This window comes from Ruminobacter sp. RM87 (assembly GCF_000701925.1).
Classification (GTDB): Bacteria; Pseudomonadota; Gammaproteobacteria; order Enterobacterales; family Succinivibrionaceae; genus Ruminobacter; species Ruminobacter amylophilus.
Genome location: NZ_JNKD01000005.1, coordinates 12458 through 30251 on the forward strand (window position 1 = coordinate 12458; position 17794 = coordinate 30251).

Below are 17794 nucleotides of genomic sequence, written 5' to 3' on the forward strand. Positions count from 1 at the left end.
AATTCCGTTATGTTGAACAAAAAAATATTTTTGGTGGGGGCAGTCGCTGTTACTGCCATGCTGATGACTCAGGCCTGCGGTCTTAGAGGCTCCCTGTATCTACCCGAGGATAGAGAACAGAAGAATAAAACGGTACAGGTAAATGAAGTGCAGAGTGAAAACACCGTAGCAGAAAAGGATGCTGAAGGCTCGGGGAACAAATCAGAAAATTCAGATTGATTCAGTTTTTGAATTCCGAATATAAAAGAGACTCTCATGCCGGCAGTATCAGATATGCAACCGGCATTTTTACGCAGATCTTTATAGCATAGTACAGAATGGTTTACCCAAGCAGTTCATATTGTTTGTTCTTCTTATGTCTTCTGATGCTCGGCGGTACTGCATGCTTCTTTCCTGCATAGACCTGGTTTTCTGATCTAAAACGTCAATAACCGGCTGAAAAACATCATTTATATCATAATGTTTATATTTCTGTTGTTTATGTGTGTTTTGATAATAGTTATGCCTGCTATACTGAACGCCTGAGCAGCCAGAATTAGCCCAAACGCTTAACAGTAGAACAGCTGGCAAATATTTTAGAATATTCATCAGACTTTTTTCCTTATCTCAGTCGCAGTAATTCCCCCCTTCTTTGATTTTCCAGTTGATACTGTTCTGGTCCGTAACAATTTTCTCATATGAAGGTACATAACTGCTACCGATGTCCAGACTAATATACCCACCATTGTCCCATGGAACGATAAAGTAGGTTGAATAGCTGCTGTAATGGGCTTTATAACCTTTTTCGCGTGCGAATCTGTTAAGATCGTAACCGCTTATTGTAAAACCTCTGACAGCGTAGGCATGACTCCACGAATAATCCTGTCTCTGAAATTTAATGCATGCCTTTATGTCAGATTCAGCCAATGCGGGATGTAATGTCGCATCCATAATGATTGCTATAATAATTAAGATAATTAATTTCATATATGTTGTCCTGTTATTGTTAGTTGTAAATGGTTGTAATGATCTGCCAGAAAGTTACCTGCCGCTGCCTCCTTTAATTGATCCTGAGTGATATTTTGTAGTGCCGTCACTGTAATGTGTTGTACATTTGTATCTGTCACCGTTAAAGTTTACGCTGCCGTGGTAGCTGCGGGAATAACCGCTAGAGTAACGGGTGGTGCCTGAAAACGTATGTGAAGAGCCGGATGAACGTGATGCGGTACCTCTTGAGGTGTACCCGTGACCTGAGTAAGAAAATGATTTTGACATAATTTTTATTCTCCATTGTTTAGATGATTTTGTTTCAGTTAGGTTTTTCATCCCTTAACAGTTACAAGTATAGGAAGTCATGTGAACGATATTTTTCTAAAAACGTACCTTTTTTATTAATGGAGAGAGATATGCAGGTGAAGATAAAAATTATCCATGATAATAATGTGCCTACGTGCTGCCGGGTTTAACTGATGATGTAATAATCATATGGCGGACAATATAAAAAACATGCTTTATACTGAGGAAGAAAAAAGTTAAGTTGTTTTACACAAAAACATCATAATGTGTATGGTATTTGCATAAAAATATAACAAGTTTTCCAAAATATAGTAAAATTTGAAAAAACGGGGAGTGGTCGTATTTTTCCTCCGGTTATTGATAAGGACAATACTCAGTCGGGAGTTTATATGAGTTTTATTTCAACTAAAAGTAATGGGTTGGTTTCTGTAGAGGATTTGGCAGTTAAGGAACTGGCACAGAAATATGGCACACCTCTGTATATTTATTCTAAGGCTCAGCTTGAAGAGCATCTGAATGCTTATAATGCCGCAAGCTCAGATGTGGAGCACTTAGTATGTTATGCAGTTAAGGCTAACAGTAACATTGCCATTTTACAGTTAATGGCTTCTCTGGGAACAGGCTTTGATATTGTGTCTGGCGGTGAACTTGCACGTGTTATCGAAGCGGGTGGAGATCCTAAGAAAGTTGTATATTCCGGTGTGGCAAAAACTTTTAGTGAAATCGAATATGCTCTGGATCAGCAGATTCTGTGTTTTAATGTTGAATCTCCGGCTGAACTTGAACGTATTAACAGTATTGCAATTTCAAAGAAAGTCAAAGCTCCTATTTCAATTCGTGTAAATCCGGATGTTGATGCAGGAACTCATCCGTATATTTCAACCGGGTTAAAGAACAACAAATTCGGTGTACCTGTTGAAACAGCTTTTGAATTATATAAACATGCTGCTACTCTTGAAGGCGTAAAAGTTATTGGTATTGACTGTCATATCGGTTCTCAGTTGACTTCTCTTACACCGTTTGTGGATGCTCTGGATCGTATTCTGGCTCTTGTTGACAGACTTGCTGCTGAGAGGATTCAGCTTGAACACATCGATATAGGTGGTGGTCTCGGTGTGGTTTATAAGGATGAAGTACCTCCTGCTGTCAGTGATTATCTGAAGGTTGTTAAGTCAAAGCTTGCAGGCAGAAATTTAAAGCTTATATGTGAACCTGGAAGATCAATGGTCGCAAATGCAGGTGTACTGGTTACCAGATGTGAGTATCTGAAGCAGGGTGAAGTATGCAATTTCTGTATAGTTGATGCTGCTATGAATGATATGATCAGACCTTCACTTTATAGTGCTTGGATGCGTATTGAAGAAGCGGATCATAACCTTGATCGTCCAGAAAACGTGTATAACGTTGTAGGTCCTATCTGTGAGACAGGTGACTTCCTTGGTAAGGAAAGATCTTTAAAGGTTCAGGAAGGCGATTTTCTGGTTATGCATGGTGCAGGTGCTTATGGCTTTGCCATGTCTTCAAATTATAATTCTCGCCCTAGAGCTGCAGAGTTAATGGTTGAAGGAGGCAAAGTACATGTGATTCGTGATCGTGAATCAGTATCTGATTTATGGCGTAACGAACACAAACTTTAATCATGTAAGCTGAGTGGATATGCTGATAAATTTTTCCAAGATGCATGGTTGTGGCACTGATTTTATGGTAATCGATGCCGTTACCCAGAAGTTTTTCATGTCTGAGAACAAGATTAAAAGTCTTGCCGATCGCAGATTCGGAGTGGGGTTTGATCATCTGCTTGTAGTTGAACCTCCCTACGATCCAGAGATGGATTTCCATTATCGGATTTACAATTCAGACGGTACGGAAATCCAAATGGGGGGAAATGGTGCCAGATGTCTTGCAATGTTTGTAACTCAGAAAAGACTTATTAACCATCGGGATATCCACGTCAGCACATTGGGCGGTAAACTGGTGCTGACCATGCTCAATGACAATCAGGTTCTTGTTAATATGGGGAATCCCGTATTTGAACCTGCAAAAATTCCGTTCAGAGCGCAGAATCGTACCAAGACATACCTTCTGCAGGTTGATTCCAGTCATATACTGTGCGGAGTGGTTTTTACCGGAAATCCTCACTGCATTCTTACTGTAGATGATATTAATACTGCTGACGTTTTAGGATTAGGGGAAAAGATATCAGTTCACGAACGTTTTCCTGAAAAAGCAAATGTCGGTTTCATGCAGGTGATTAACGTACATAAAATTAAATTAAGGGTTTATGAACGCGGGAACGGTGAAAACCTTTCATGTGGAACAGGTGCTTGTGCCGCAGTTGCAGTTGGTATAGAACAGGGGGTTTTAAAATCTCCTGTTACCGTTATTTCTGATGGCGGTGAACTTACGATAGAGTGGCAGGGGGAAGGTTATCCGGTAATGATGAAAGGTTCTGCGACTCTAGTTTATGATGGTGTAATTGAATTTTAATTACATTGATTCACTTATACCTCTGCAGGTTTCCATTATACCGTAGCCATTGGCTTAACCGTTGGAGAATGGATTATGCAGAATACAAAGTACAGCCTTTTTTACGAGGAAGTATCTGATTTCATTAATTATCTTACTTACGAAAAAAGATACAGCGCTCATACCGTTAAAAGCTATGAAAGGGAACTTCATCATTTTATAGAAGTTCTAAATAAAAAGTTGTCTGAATTAACCTCATTTGCCGATGCATCAGAACATGATCTAAGATTGGGGATCAGAGAAACAACATCTCTTGTTTCCAAAAAGGAAAATATCAGCAATCGTTCAAGAGCTCATCTGGTAAGCACACTAAAAAGTTTTTATAAGTATCTGGTGTTAATGGGACAGATAAAGATTAATCCCATGGCTGACATAAAAACTCCGAAATTTACAGCTGATCTTCCTGCTTATCTTACATACGAACAATTCGAAAAATTATCCAGATTACCTGATGATCCGTCTCCTAAGGATTATCGCGATCGGGCAATAGTAGAACTTCTTTTTGCCAGTGGAGTCCGTGTTTCCGAGTTGGTGAGTATTCAAATCAGTGATATTGATTTTGAGAAGATGGAAATCAGAATTATCGGTAAAGGCAATAAAGAAAGAATAGTACCATTCGGCAGTTATTCCCTCCAGGCAATGATGGAATGGTTCGCTGTGAGGGATCTGCTGGCAGCACCTGACTGTGATTATCTGTTTGTAAACAGATTCGGGGAACAGATGACAACCAGAGCAGTACAGATTTCAATAAAAAAGATGGGGCTGACCGCAGATATTCCTTTAAAGATTACTCCACATAAATTGAGACACTCCTTTGCTACAGAAATGTTGGCAGGAGGGGCAGACATACGAGTTGTTCAGGAAATTTTGGGGCATACTTCCCTGTCGGTGACACAGATATATCTCCATCTGGATATTGAAAGACTTAAAGATGTTTATACTAAAGCTCATCCTCTGGCTTTAATGGATGGTAATACTTCAGAGCAGAAAGAATAGAAAAGTGGTTCTGTTTGTTTATTCCGTTTTATATTTATTATCGGATAAAATAGTGAATATCAGTTAAAATAAGCAGAAAACAGGCCGTGTATTTTTTATGTGAATTTATGAGACGGGGGTGGAGATTTCTATGATTTTTTATCGTGACTGGCATACACCTCGTGTGCTCACATTGGATCTCGATGATACCTTATACGATAATGGTCCTGTGATTGATTATGCTGAAGATTACATTAAAACCAGAATTGGAGTTGAATATCTGGACGGTAACAGGTTAAGCAATGAGGTCTATTCCTCTGTACGTCAGGAGATGTTATCTGTATGTCCTGAACTTGAGTACGATGTTTCAATGCTCAGGTACTTTATTTTCAAGGAACTGCTTCTGCGAGCAGGTAAGTCGTCTGATGACTCCGGGGCTATAGCTGAGGATCTGATGCATGATTTTATAAAAGTCCGTTCACGCATTAATGTTCCACGTGAAACATTAGATGTTTTATATCGTTTAAAACAACGATATCCCCTGATAGGTCTTACTAACGGAAATTCCAGCCCGAAGCTGGCCAGATACGAAGATTGTTTTGATGAAGTTATACTTGCTGCGGTGAATATGCCTTCAAAACCTAATCCTGCCATGTTTCTTTATGCGGCAATGTATGTCGGAGTAGACATATCTGAAGTCTGTCACATCGGAGATAACGAGAATACTGATGTTTTAGGTGCGATAAAAGCGGGGGCAATGAGTGTTCGCCAGACTCAGTATCACTGTGACAATTCTGAGTTAAGAATTTTGCCTCATGTGTGTATAAACAATATCGCTGAACTAACGGATTTATTGCTGTAATAATGATAAGTTTGGGTGGATATCGAGTATAATAAATATAACATGGTTTTGTAAATCAAAAATGTATGAATTACATGATTTGCTTTTTTGAGTTCAGACCAGAACTTGTTTTATGTAAAGAGAGTTTGTCATAATGTCATTAGGATTTGTTGATAATATCGTTAAGGGGTTGAATCCGGAACAGCTTAAGGCTGTAACTTCGCCGTTATCAAACATGCTGATAATAGCTGGTGCGGGAACCGGAAAAACCACGGTTCTGGTAAGAAGACTGGCGTATCTTATTATCAGACATCAGATTCAGTCTCATAACATTCTTGCGGTGACCTTTACCAATAAGGCTGCTAAGGAAATGAATCAGCGAATTCATGATTTTATCGGTGAACAGAATACTAGATATCTGTGGTGCTGTACCTTCCACGGAGCCTGCTGCAAGATCCTGAGAAATTTTGCGAATCAGGCAGGTTTGAGACCAAACTTTAAGATTCTGGATACTGCGGAACAGACCAGAGTTGTTAAGGAGTGTTTTGAGGAACTGGAAATTGAAAAGACAAAGGAGATTTCCCCAAAACAGTACGCATCATACATTTCAGAACTTAAGGATAAGGGGCTTAGACCTCATCATGATTTTGGCGGGTTAAGCGATATTTATAAGCTTGATGATGTATATGCTCTTTATCAGGATAAGTGTAATAAAACAAATGTTCTGGATTTTTCCGAGCTGATTCTAAGATGTGTGGAACTGTTGCGTTCCAATCCGGATGTAAAGAATTTTCTGAATGGAAAATTCAAACAGATTCTGGTTGATGAATTTCAGGATACAAATTCAATTCAGTATGAATGGTTAAAGCTCATAAGCGGAGAGAACAGTAATGTTTTAATTGTAGGTGACGATGATCAGTCGATTTACGGTTGGCGCGGAGCGGTAATGGATATTCTCAATAGATTTTATAATGATTATCCTCACGTAACATTACATAAGCTTATCAGAAATTATCGTTCAACCAGTGCCATTCTTGCTAATGCCAACAAGCTTATTGGTTATAACCAGTCAAGATTTACGGAAAAGAACCTGATTACTGAAAGACATGATACAAATAAGGTCAGAGTAATTCAGACGGGTAGTCCTGACAAGGAAGCGGAAATCATTGCGCAGATTATTAAGAAGTACAAAGCGGCATATCATTATAAAAATTCAGATTTTGCTGTTTTATATCGTACTAATATGCAGTCAAGAGCTATTGAATCTGCATTTGTGAATGCTGGAATTCCTCACCGGATTATCGGAGGTTTGCGATTCTATGATAGAGAGGAAATAAAGAATACTCTGTCCTATCTTAGTCTTATTCTGGATCATGAAGATGATGCTTCTCTTGAACGTATTATTAACGTTCCATCACGTAAGATAGGTAAAGTTACCTTATCTAAAATTAAAACTGTTGCTTCACAGCAGGGGGTATCATTATTTGATGCATGTATGCTTTACTGCAAGGCCAATAAGAAATCACTGGGTATAAAGAATTTTGTCGATTTTATTCTGAGAGCAGGGAATGAATTCGATGAAAAGAGCAGAGATTTCGGTATTGGTGATCAGGTTATGAACCTTTTGGTGGAATGCGGACTTATAGAATATTATCGTCAGAAAGATATTGATGAAAACCATGATGAATTGAATCGCAGTAATAACATCAGAGAACTTGTTGACGTAATCAGTAATCTGGATGTAGAGGATTTTGATAACAAGCTGGATTTCCCTGATGAAGACTCTGTTACAGAGAACGAAAACAGCGCTCAGAATGTAAGTGATATTGCGGAAAACAGGAAAGAAAAAAACATACTGCCTGAACCGTCAGCTGATACCGTTTCTGCTCCGGAGGAACATGTTTCAGATAGACAGGCGCTGACCCCAAAAGATATTCTTCGAGGTTTTGTTACAACCGTTGCTATGAACGGAGATAATGATCTTGGTAACTCTAAAAATGATGATGATTCAGGGGATACCGGTGTTAATCTCATGACCATACATAGTGCCAAAGGTTTGGAATTTCCGTGTGTGATTGTTGCCGGATTTGAGGAAGGACTTATGCCTCACGGAATCAACAAATATTCATTTGGAGATAGCAAGAAGCTCGATGAAGAACGAAGACTTGCGTATGTGGCTATAACCAGGGCAAAAAACAACCTTGTGCTTACCTTTGCTGATATGAGAATGAGTTTCGGTAATTTCTTTTCGGGGGGAGCTAGTATGTTTTTCGATGAACTGGACAAGGATTATCTGGAATATTACGTTTACAATTCAAGATAACAGGCGAATCAGTGTAAGCAATTAGGGTTATTCATTTTCCAAAAACAACGCTTTAAGATGTCACCGTATTTTACGGAGATAATCTTATGACTAAAACACATTCAAGGCATCAGCAGTGGCTGAATCAGTATTATGAACAGCAGAGCCGCGGTCTAAGCACCACGCAGTGGACTTCAGAACAGGGAATATCGTATAAGACCTATTTGAAAAGAATCAGCAAATTGAGAGAACTCGGTCTTATCAGCGGTGGTTCCGCTAAATGTAAAGAACCGTCTACTGATGATAACACTGAAGGCAGTTCATGCAGGTCAAATAATCTGGAAGACTTGCGTCAGGCTGAAACAGCTTCCGAGGACTAAACCTTTACAACATCAAAAACTCACTGTGGTGTAGCACAGTGAGCTTCAATTTTAAATAACCCTAATTACTTACACGCATACGAATCAGCCCGTCTTTGACGATTTTTAGAATAATACTGAATAATTTCGTAAAAGGTTATTTCTGAAGCTCATTACCGACATGTCTGATATAGGTGAAATTCTATATTGTCAAGAAACAAAAAAAATTTAAAACCAACAAGCTAAGAATCGATTAAAGAGGAATATAAAGATATTAAAAAGATATGGTGCGAATGAAGGGACTCGAACCCTTATGCCTCGCGGCACTAAGACCTGAACCTAGCGCGTCTACCAATTTCGCCACATTCGCATTGTCTTGTATACTGGCACTCCCGGCGGGAGTCGAACCCGCGACCTCCGCCATCGGAGGGCGATGCTCTATCCAACTGAGCTACGGAAGTAGTCAACGAAGTACAATTATAAATACTTATGACTGCATGTCAACCACTCTTTGCATAATTTTACTACCAAAAATCCTGAAATGTGAATTTTTAGGCGATATTTTCATCTTTTTACTTTAAAGTGTTTAATAATTGTTCAAACAGGCTGTCCATAGTCTGTTTTTTTTCTTCTTCAGTACGATTATCTTTTAATTTTGCAGGCCAATGCAGATCTTCTTCAGGAAGTTCAAAGAGAAATCTGCTGGGTTCAACTTTGGTTTCAAGTCTTTTTCTGGATTTTCTGTTTTTGCAGTACATCAGATATAGTTCTTTTTTGGCTCTGGTAATACCGACATATGCTAAACGCCTTTCTTCTTCAATATTGTTTTCTTCTATACTGGTTTCATGAGGAAGCAATCCTTCTTCCATTCCTATAAGAAACACATATGGAAATTCAAGACCTTTTGATGAATGCAGAGTCATGAGTTGAACTTCTTCCAGTTCATATTCTTCCTCATTTCTGTCCAGCAGTTCTCTTACGCACAACTTATTGATGGCGTCATTTATCAGCATGTCTCCAATGAATTCATTATCATCTCCGTTAACGGCATTGTTCACCCATTTAAGGAGGGTTCTTACGTTTTCCAAACGTACTTCTGCTGCTTTTTCACTGCTTGAATCAAGATAAAGCCAGTCAGTATATCCAAGTCGTTCTGGCAGTTCTTCAAGATGTTTTTCCCATTCGGCACCATTTAAATCAGTTCTTATACTGTCAATCATATCGTAAAAGCTTCTGAAGATTGCAACGGTTTTTGGTTTTACTTCATTTATAAGTTCAGGATGATTACAGGCCTGAAGCAGCGAGATGCCGTATTTTTTCGCAAACGTATCAAGATAGCTTATTGATGTCGGTCCAATCTCTCTTTTGGGAATATTGATTATGCGTAAGAATGCTTTATCATCGTCATCGTTGGCTATAATTCTCAGGTAACTCATGAAATCCTTGATTTCAGCCTGAGCGAAGAAACTTGTTCCGCCAACGACTCTGAATGGTATATTGCTTTCCTGTAATGCTTTTTGAATTTCTCTTGATTGATAATTTCCTCGATACAGAATGGCGTAATCACTGTATTTGGTCTTATTCATGTAATGATGAGCCAGAAGTTCGGTTACCAGTGTTTTTCCTTCAAGAGAAGCGTCAGGCACTTCTATAACGTTTATTCTTGCACCATAATCCAGTTTAGAATGAAGCTGTTTAACGAAGTCATGTTTATTCTGAGATATAAGCTGGTTGGCGCATTTCAAAATACGTCCGCATGAACGATAATTCTGTTCCAGCATAATAACCTTAAGTTCTGGGAAGTCTTCTCTAAGCAGACTGATATTCTGCGGTCTTGCACCTCTCCATGAATATATTGACTGGTCATCATCTCCAACAACGGTAAATCTCTGACGTTTGGCTACCAGCAGTTTTATAAGCTGGTACTGGCTTGCATTGGTATCCTGATATTCGTCTACCAGCAGGTATCTTACTCGCTGTCTCCATTTTTCCAGAACTGTTTCATGATTCTGAAACATTCGTACAGGTAAATAAATTAGGTCATCGAAATCCACTGCGTTTATGGCTCTGAGCGTTTCTTCATAGCGCTTGTAGATAATGGCTGCTAATTGGTTGGTGTCATTGAGCTCCTGGTCAATTTCGTCATATCCGATAAGGTCGTTTTTGTAGCTGCTGATTTTGTTCTGCCAGAACTGACATTCGTCTTTAAGATGATCCTTATCTGCATAGGTTCCCTGCAGTTCCTGCAGAATTTCCTTGATAACAGTCATCTGATCATATTCGTCAAAAAGAGTAAAATTAGGCCTGATACCTGCGTAATGATGCTCCTGCCTCAGAATATCCAAACCTACGGAGTGAAATGTTGATACGTGCAGCCCCTTAATGGTATCACTGCTTAGAGAGGCGCTTATACGCTCTTTCATTTCTCTGGCCGCCTTGTTTGTGAAGGTAACAGCGAATATGTTATACGGCTTGTATCCACAGTCCTGAATCAGATGAATAATCTTTTCAGTAATTACGCGGGTTTTTCCTGACCCCGCTCCGGCCAGTACCAGACATGGACCGCTGATATAGTAAACAGATTCAAGCTGCTGTTCATTAAGTTGCACTTGCTACTCCAGAGTGGTATAAAAATGAATTTTTCCTGAGACAGCATTGTTGGCAACGACGCGATAGTCATGACTGCTGAAATCATCATCGTCGTTTGAATCAGGATCAATATCAGGCTTAACAGTGAATGTCTGCCAACAGAATTCTTCGATAAGTGATCTGTTATCCTCCTGACAGAAGAAGATAATAGAATGATTGTAGTTTCTAAGCTCTGTCATGAGTCGATTGACCAGCTTTTTTATATATTCCACACTGCAGTTCTGGAGATTTATAACGAGTACGCTTCCTTCCTGTCTGCGGATTTTTTTAGATGCGAACACAGTCAGGAGATTGCCGGCATCAGCATCAGGATTTCCGGTGTTTTCGGATAAGCCTATTTTGGGGAGAAGTGAATAGTATGATTTGCTGATATCAGTGGTTCTGGCATCAAGTTCAACACTGAGAATATTCCATTCTGATATACATGTGTGGTAAATAAAATCCGTGTCTTCTGAAGAATCTATAATCCAGTTTGACAGAAGCTTCCGTTTAGTTAATACATCGGTAGAGATACCGTATACTCCTTTGGAATAGTATATTTCGCAGAAGGATGTTTCATCAGAAATCAGATCATATGTTTTACGTGCAAGCAGTTTTCTGGGGGTTATGCCCAGAAGTTTTTTGATGTTTCTTATCCTGTCCGTGAATTTGTCAGGACAGGCCATAATCAGTTCACTGACTGACTTTGTGGGGTAGGCAAGGTCAATCAGATGATTTGGCTGTTCATAATTAATGAGTTCTCTGATAATCAGACCGGTTATGCGATTATCACTTTCGGCAGTGATATAGTAATTCCTTTTTTTTACCTGCTGTGAAAGCAGATAAACAAATTCATTTAACTGAATTTCATTAGAAATGACCATAGAACAGACTCCGCTTTGACACATGTACAGTGTATCTATAATGTTGTCTGTTATAAAAACGTCATCTATGTTATCGTTAATATGCGGGCAGAATAAAGCATCTTTTCCATAATAAAAAAGGCAATCGTCATCAGGGTCGGTTTCTGTATTGACTGCCCAGAATCCGTATGGCCCGTTAGGAATAATCATTGCTTTAATCTGCTGATTGTTGCCAATGGAAAATTCAGGATCATACCCGAGATTGAATCGTGATACTGTTTCATCAGTGATTCCCGCTTCATGAAAATAGTCTGTGGCTTGTGCCTGTTTGGCGCATATTCTGAAGAAAGATGTGTAATCTACGATCTTTGTTCCTCGGTCTGACATGTTTGTAATCTCATTAGGTGTTATTTTGGGATTGTTGATCTTTCTGGTATCAAGAAACAGTTCACAGGCTTTATCAAGCTGATCCTGAAAGTGAGGCAGATTAAAATCAATTCCTATCAATGAAAAAATATCGTAGGTACAGCCGCAACCATAGCAATGAATTGTATTATCCTTGGGATTAAAATGCATTGATTTCCCTGAATTCTGATGGTCTGGATTCAGGCATGAAAAATAATCGTTGCTGTTAATTCCTTTATATTTCAATAAATACTGAACTAAAAAACCTTTTAGTTTTTGCTTGGTTTCTTCGCGGTCCATATTAACCTCTGAGTTTTTCCAGTACAAGTGCAGCGATATTAAGCCCTACTACGGCAGTTACACACATTGCGGCTCCAAAAACAGGAACGTCATCTGCGTCGTTTACATCTTTTGCAAGTTTACCCTGTTCGGTACTGTAAACGGCTGTCAGCTTCATTTTTTTCCCTGCCTGAGGGTATCCGTATTCTTTTCTGAATTTTGCCCGTAATCTGGCAAGCAGTTTATCTCCCTTTGTTTCTGACAGGTCTCCTTTGGTAACAAGAAGAGGGTTGGTTTTTCCTCCTGCTCCGCCAGCTACAATCACTGTTTTCTTCATTATTCTGTGTATATGATGTATGTATGCGGCTTTTGCTGATAAATCATCGATAGCGTCTATATAGATATCTGCGTTTACATTGGAAATAATATCCGGAATATTATCGATCGTAAGTAATTTTGTAATTACATCGATTTGTACATCAGGATTTATGTCTTTCATCCTGCTTTTCATTGCTTCAGCCTTGTATTCTCCAAGGGTACTCTGCATAGTATGAAGCTGTCTGTTGGTGTTTGATTCATCAATAGTGTCTTTATCTATGATTGTGATATGTCCAACCCCTGTTCTTACGAGAGATTCTATTGCCCATGAACCCACTCCTCCGGTACCGGCGATACATACGTGGCTGTGCGCGAATTTGTTTACAGCCTCTTCTCCGTAAAGAGCACGTGGACCTCTGAACCTGTATTTTAAATTATCTGTAATTTCCATATTGTTTTCTTTTAGTTGTGTTTTATCTGTATGGTTGTTGCTTATTCCGGTACTTGTCATGTACTTCGCGGAAAATAATTATAGTTAAACGCTGAGGCTGAGACAGCGGGCGTAGAAGTCTTTGTGAACCTTAAGCACTATCTTTTTAATTTCAATCGGCTGTTCATTGACTGCACAGAGCGGTTTATGAAGTTCTTCAGGTAAAAATATTGCAAAATCACCAGGATGAAGTGTCACGTAGCATGCAGGTAATTCTTCTTCAATAAAACCTAAATCCTTTTCACTGTCAAAAGTATGTTTTATACCGGAGTTTTCCTGAAATTTTTTTAGTGTGAACCCAATGGTCTCACAACCTGTAAGAATTACATGAACATCAAGGAAATCTTTGTGATATTCAAATTTACGATTAGCAGTCAGTTCGGTTCTACTGGTATCAAAATTGGCATAAACCAGTCCTTTTTTCAGCTCAACCCGGCCGGATGCATTTAGAGCCACAGCTTCTCTGATGTATTTAACTAAAGGGGTATCATGTTCTTTTTCTGGAAGATCGTTAAAATTTCCACAATACATAAAGTTATCTCCTTGAATTATTCTTGCTATATTGTAGCACGCATTATCTACTGAGTTTGTTTTGTTGAGCCGTAATATTCTGTTTGTGTAACTGTAAGTTTTGTCTTATTAGTTAAAAAATCCTCCCGAGGGAGGATTTTTGATTTGTAACCAGAATTTAGTTGTTAGTACAATCAACTAGTTTGTGAGACACTTTGCTAAATCTTCCCAGTTATATGCAGTATTTTCTAATGACTGACAGGTGTCTTTTAATGTAAGAATTTTGCCGTTATGGTTGATTTTCACCAGAATCTTGTTATCTCTGTTTTTATAAAAATCAAAAATAAGTATAGAGTTCAGCGGAGAAAGATCTCCAACTTTGAACGTGTCTGCGGTATATGAATAGTCCTCGTTAGGTCCCAGAGTATTGCCGAGCTTTGATCCTTCAAGCAGGGTAAGGAAAGACAGCAAGGCTCTAGGGTCAATAAAATAAAGCTTTACAGGTTCATCATTGGTTTCTAAAAAGTCTTGCAGTGTTATGTGCAGATCGTTGAAAAGCCTTCTTCCTTGTTCAGTTGTCTGAATCTGACCGGTTACACTAGGTCCTACAGTAGTAAACAGGTTTGCATTATCTATGGCACTGAACTGACGTCTTTCTTCATTTCTCATGATGTCATCAAGAACAGTATTGAAATCATTAGCTTCCTGAATATTGATGCTAGGTAAGAATTTGTATATTTCGAAAATATAATCAACAATGTCGCGAGGTTCAACTCGTGATGAGTCAATTATCAGACTGTTACCATTGACACTGTTAAGAAACTTCTTTTTGAAAATACGCTGGTTAACGTTATCAACATAATTTTTAATCTGATTTGATTTCTGTTGTGAACTGTATTTTATCTTACCGAGTAATCTGTGTGTATCCGGGTAAGAATTAACCCAGTCTCTGAATTCTCTGGATTCATAGTATGCCAGAACATCAGGCTGCTCGTCCTGAATGTATTCAATTTGGATTTTGTCGTTGGTGAAGCTCTTAATAAGTCCGAGAACGAACTGCTCCCCGGTTTTCAGAGATATGTTGCTTCCGTCATATGCAAAAAGAACGTCAATGTTGTTATCGAATGTTTTGTGTGATAACAGCAGATTCTTTCTGGTCTGTGCGTAACTGGTTCCCAGCTGATTCACAGAGTTTATACCCGTCATGGTAAGTGCATCGTTAGGATTGGCAAGAATTTTTGGTTTCAGCTTCAATAGGGCGGCAAGTAAATTGGCACCTTCGCTGGTAAGTTCCTTTTCTTTCTGAGCCTTTTCCAGAATAGTGATTAACTTAGTGAAATTATTTGGATTGTCATATCCCCAGGCTCCCTTTGTTACAAAGGCTGCGGAAAAAATGAAATTGTACCCGTCAATTGCTTTATGTTCCAACTGAGAGGCGGTTATATCCTTGTTGATGGTTCTTACGCCGTAATTATTATCAAGAGCCCAGCTGGTAATTGGAAGTGAGGCTAATAATAGAGCGCCTGAAATTACAGAGACATATTTCTTAAAATGAAAATTCATATTAGACCTTCAAAAGTAAATTCTTTAATAAATGAATTGCTTTAGTTGTACTGAGCAAGTGACACGTCCTGACGGTAAAGCAATTGGTAAATAGCAAATATAATGATATTCCGTTATTTTACATCGACTGAAAAATATTTAGAGTGATGTTATCTTTGTTTTACGGCAATTATATAAGAAATTGTAGTTAAGATTTTGTTAATTGTTTACTTTCTGAATGTGGATCGTAATTTTTTGAAAAAACGGGGCTTTTAAAGCCCCGTTTTGGATGATATTAAAGTTACACGTAACTATTATTCGTTGTTGGCTTCCTTTCCGCCTGCGGCTCTGAAAGCTCTCTTTCGGTCAAGTTCGGTAAGTAACTTCTTACGTAAACGGAGACTTGTAGGAGTAACTTCAACAAGTTCATCATCATTGATAAATTCAAGTGCCTGCTCAAGTGATAGACGTACAGGTGGAACCAGTACAATGGCTTCATCGGTACCTGAAGCACGAACGTTGGTAAGCTTCTTTCCCTTCAGACAGTTAACGGTCAGATCATTTTCACGATTATGGATACCTACAATCTGACCTTCATAAACTTCCTGTGCATGTTCAATGAACATTCTGCCTCTGTCCTGCAAGTACCATATTGCGTAACCTAAGGCCTTACCGGTTTCATTTGAAATCATAACACCGTTCTTTCTCTGACCGATGTTTCCGCCACGCCATTCACCATATGAATCGAAGGTGTGATACATTAAACCGGTACCGGATGTAAGAGTCATGAATTCGGTCTGGAAGCCGATTAAACCTCTTGATGGAATAACATAGTCAAGTCTTACACGTCCCTTTCCGTCAGGAACCATATCCTTGAGGTCAGCCTTTCTTACACCAAGCTGTTCCATTACAGAACCCTGATGCTGCTCTTCAATGTCAATGGTAAGATTTTCCATCGGTTCCATCTTGACGCCGTTAACTTCCTTGAGAATAACTTCAGGACGTGATACCGCCAATTCGTAACCTTCACGACGCATGTTTTCAATAAGGATTGAAAGATGTAATTCACCTCTGCCGGAAACCTTAAATTTGTCTGGATCCTGAGTCTGTTCAACACGTAAAGCAACGTTGTGAACGAGCTCAGTCTGTAATCTTTCCCAAATGTTTCTTGATGTTACAAACTTACCTTCCTGACCTGCAAATGGTGAGGTGTTAACCTGGAAGGTCATGGTAACAGTTGGTTCATCAACAGATAACGGGGTTAAAGCTTCTACCTTGTCATTTGAACAAACGGTATCTGAAATCTGTAACTCCCCAAGGCCTGTAATAGCGACTATGTCACCGGCTTTTGCTTCAGCAACTTCAGAACGCTGTAAACCCATGTAGCCAAGTACCTGACCGATACGACCTGTTCTGGTTGAACCGTCTGGACTAACAATGGTAACAGCAGCGTTTGGTTTTGCTGTACCGCGAGTAATACGACCGATACCGATAACGCCAACATATGATGTATAGTCAAGCTGAGAAATCTGCATCTGGAAAGGACCATCTGGATCAGCCTTAGGTGGTTCAACGTTATCAATTATCGCCTGGAATAAAGGAGTCATGTCATCAGACGGAGTATTAGGATCTAAAGTTGCGTAACCATTTAAAGCTGATGCATAAATAATAGGGAAGTCCAGCTGTTCATCGGTGGCGCCTAAATTGTCAAACAGATCGAAAACCTGATCAATAACCCAGTCAGGTCTTGCACCAGGACGATCGATTTTGTTGATAACCACGATAGGCTTGAGTCCCTGCTTGAAAGCCTTCTGGGTTACGAATCTGGTTTGTGGCATAGGACCGTCAACTGCATCAACAAGAAGCAGAACAGAGTCTACCATGCTCATAACACGTTCTACTTCACCACCAAAGTCAGCGTGACCCGGAGTATCTACGATATTGATTCTGTAGCCATTCCATTCAATAGCAGTATTTTTAGCTAATATGGTAATGCCTCTTTCCTTTTCAATATCACCGGAGTCCATTACTCGTTCCTGTCCATCCAGGGAACGATCGAGAGTTCCGGATTGGCGTAATAATTTATCTACTAAAGTTGTCTTGCCATGGTCTACGTGAGCAATAATGGCAATATTACGAAGTTTTTCTAACATACCAGCCTCTGCTATTATTAAAATTCGGGGCTATTGTACATTTATTTATGTGATCTGTATAGCAAAAGATATAATTTTATACAAAATTATGTGTTTTTTAATAATTTAAGACGTTGAGTCTATAGAAAATTATTAAATTTTTGTCTGTTATAAGAGAAAAACTTCTTTTTTGGTGCCAAAATTTCTTCCTTTAACCGAATCATTGTTATGCAGGGGGATATTTTGCTGTCTTTGTAATCTCCTTCTTCGGTTTTAACATGGCGAGAGTACCGGTGATAATTTCTGTCTTTATATGTTTATAAGTCATTATTTCTGTTGTGGTATAATG

The 17794-nt window shown here is 39.0% G+C and carries 15 protein-coding genes and 2 tRNA genes; 7 read left to right on the forward strand and 10 right to left on the reverse strand.

Going from position 1 to position 17794, the window contains the following annotated elements:
• Window positions 1-9: 9 nt before the first annotated feature.
• The gene (locus T489_RS0102460; RefSeq protein ID WP_031578454.1) at window positions 10-219 is read left to right on the forward strand and encodes an LptM family lipoprotein; all 210 of its coding nucleotides are present in this window, start codon (window positions 10-12) and stop codon (window positions 217-219) included.
• 387 nt (window positions 220-606) lie between these two features.
• On the opposite strand, the gene T489_RS0102470 is transcribed toward T489_RS0102460, so the two are convergent.
• On the reverse strand, window positions 607-966 hold the full coding sequence (locus T489_RS0102470; RefSeq protein WP_031578456.1) for a hypothetical protein: 360 nt from the start codon (window positions 964-966) through the stop codon (window positions 607-609).
• A gap of 54 nt (window positions 967-1020) precedes the next feature.
• Window positions 1021-1254: a hypothetical protein gene (locus tag T489_RS0102475; RefSeq protein ID WP_031578457.1), complete on the reverse strand. Its 234-nt coding sequence runs from the start codon at window positions 1252-1254 to the stop codon at window positions 1021-1023.
• 410 nt (window positions 1255-1664) lie between these two features.
• On the opposite strand from T489_RS0102475, the gene lysA reads away from it, so the two are divergent.
• The 6 genes from lysA (at window position 1665) to T489_RS0102505 (ending at window position 8299) form a co-directional block, all read left to right on the forward strand.
• Window positions 1665-2912 (forward strand): diaminopimelate decarboxylase, encoded by a 1248-nt coding sequence (gene lysA / locus T489_RS0102480; RefSeq protein WP_031578458.1) that lies wholly within the window; start codon window positions 1665-1667, stop codon window positions 2910-2912.
• A 19-nt stretch (window positions 2913-2931) separates the two neighbouring features.
• Window positions 2932-3762, forward strand: a complete 831-nt coding sequence (gene dapF / locus T489_RS0102485; RefSeq protein ID WP_198020398.1) for a diaminopimelate epimerase — start codon at window positions 2932-2934, stop codon at window positions 3760-3762.
• Window positions 3763-3837: 75 nt separating this feature from the next.
• The gene (gene xerA / locus T489_RS0102490; protein WP_051621725.1) at window positions 3838-4797 is read left to right on the forward strand and encodes a site-specific tyrosine recombinase/integron integrase; all 960 of its coding nucleotides are present in this window, start codon (window positions 3838-3840) and stop codon (window positions 4795-4797) included.
• Window positions 4798-4927: 130 nt separating this feature from the next.
• Window positions 4928-5638, forward strand: coding sequence for an HAD-IA family hydrolase (locus T489_RS0102495; protein ID WP_031578461.1), 711 nt, complete (start codon window positions 4928-4930; stop codon window positions 5636-5638).
• A 133-nt stretch (window positions 5639-5771) separates the two neighbouring features.
• The gene (locus tag T489_RS0102500) at window positions 5772-7940 is read left to right on the forward strand and encodes an ATP-dependent helicase (protein ID WP_031578462.1); all 2169 of its coding nucleotides are present in this window, start codon (window positions 5772-5774) and stop codon (window positions 7938-7940) included.
• Window positions 7941-8026: 86 nt separating this feature from the next.
• On the forward strand, window positions 8027-8299 hold the full coding sequence (locus T489_RS0102505) for a hypothetical protein (protein WP_031578463.1): 273 nt from the start codon (window positions 8027-8029) through the stop codon (window positions 8297-8299).
• A 264-nt stretch (window positions 8300-8563) separates the two neighbouring features.
• Here T489_RS0102505 and T489_RS0102510 read toward each other — a convergent pair.
• The 8 genes from T489_RS0102510 to typA form a co-directional block, all read right to left on the reverse strand.
• Window positions 8564-8648, reverse strand: a tRNA-Leu gene (locus tag T489_RS0102510).
• A gap of 14 nt (window positions 8649-8662) precedes the next feature.
• Window positions 8663-8739: transfer RNA gene (locus T489_RS0102515), tRNA-Arg, on the reverse strand.
• 111 nt (window positions 8740-8850) lie between these two features.
• Window positions 8851-10887, reverse strand: coding sequence for a UvrD-helicase domain-containing protein (locus T489_RS0102520; RefSeq protein WP_031578464.1), 2037 nt, complete (start codon window positions 10885-10887; stop codon window positions 8851-8853).
• A gap of 3 nt (window positions 10888-10890) precedes the next feature.
• Window positions 10891-12345, reverse strand: a complete 1455-nt coding sequence (locus tag T489_RS0102525; protein WP_157608036.1) for a hypothetical protein — start codon at window positions 12343-12345, stop codon at window positions 10891-10893.
• Window positions 12346-12475: 130 nt separating this feature from the next.
• Window positions 12476-13222 carry a tRNA threonylcarbamoyladenosine dehydratase gene (locus tag T489_RS0102530; protein ID WP_031578466.1) on the reverse strand — a complete coding sequence of 249 codons (747 nt, stop codon included), beginning with the start codon at window positions 13220-13222 and terminating at the stop codon, window positions 12476-12478.
• 84 nt (window positions 13223-13306) lie between these two features.
• A complete protein-coding gene (locus T489_RS0102535; RefSeq protein ID WP_051621726.1) occupies window positions 13307-13792 on the reverse strand; it encodes a NanQ anomerase/TabA/YiaL family protein in 486 nt (161 codons plus the stop codon).
• A 177-nt stretch (window positions 13793-13969) separates the two neighbouring features.
• The gene (locus tag T489_RS0102540) at window positions 13970-15334 is read right to left on the reverse strand and encodes a hypothetical protein (RefSeq protein ID WP_031578468.1); all 1365 of its coding nucleotides are present in this window, start codon (window positions 15332-15334) and stop codon (window positions 13970-13972) included.
• 293 nt (window positions 15335-15627) lie between these two features.
• The gene (gene typA / locus T489_RS0102545) at window positions 15628-17466 is read right to left on the reverse strand and encodes a translational GTPase TypA (protein ID WP_031578469.1); all 1839 of its coding nucleotides are present in this window, start codon (window positions 17464-17466) and stop codon (window positions 15628-15630) included.
• Between the last annotated feature and the right edge of the window lie 328 nt (window positions 17467-17794).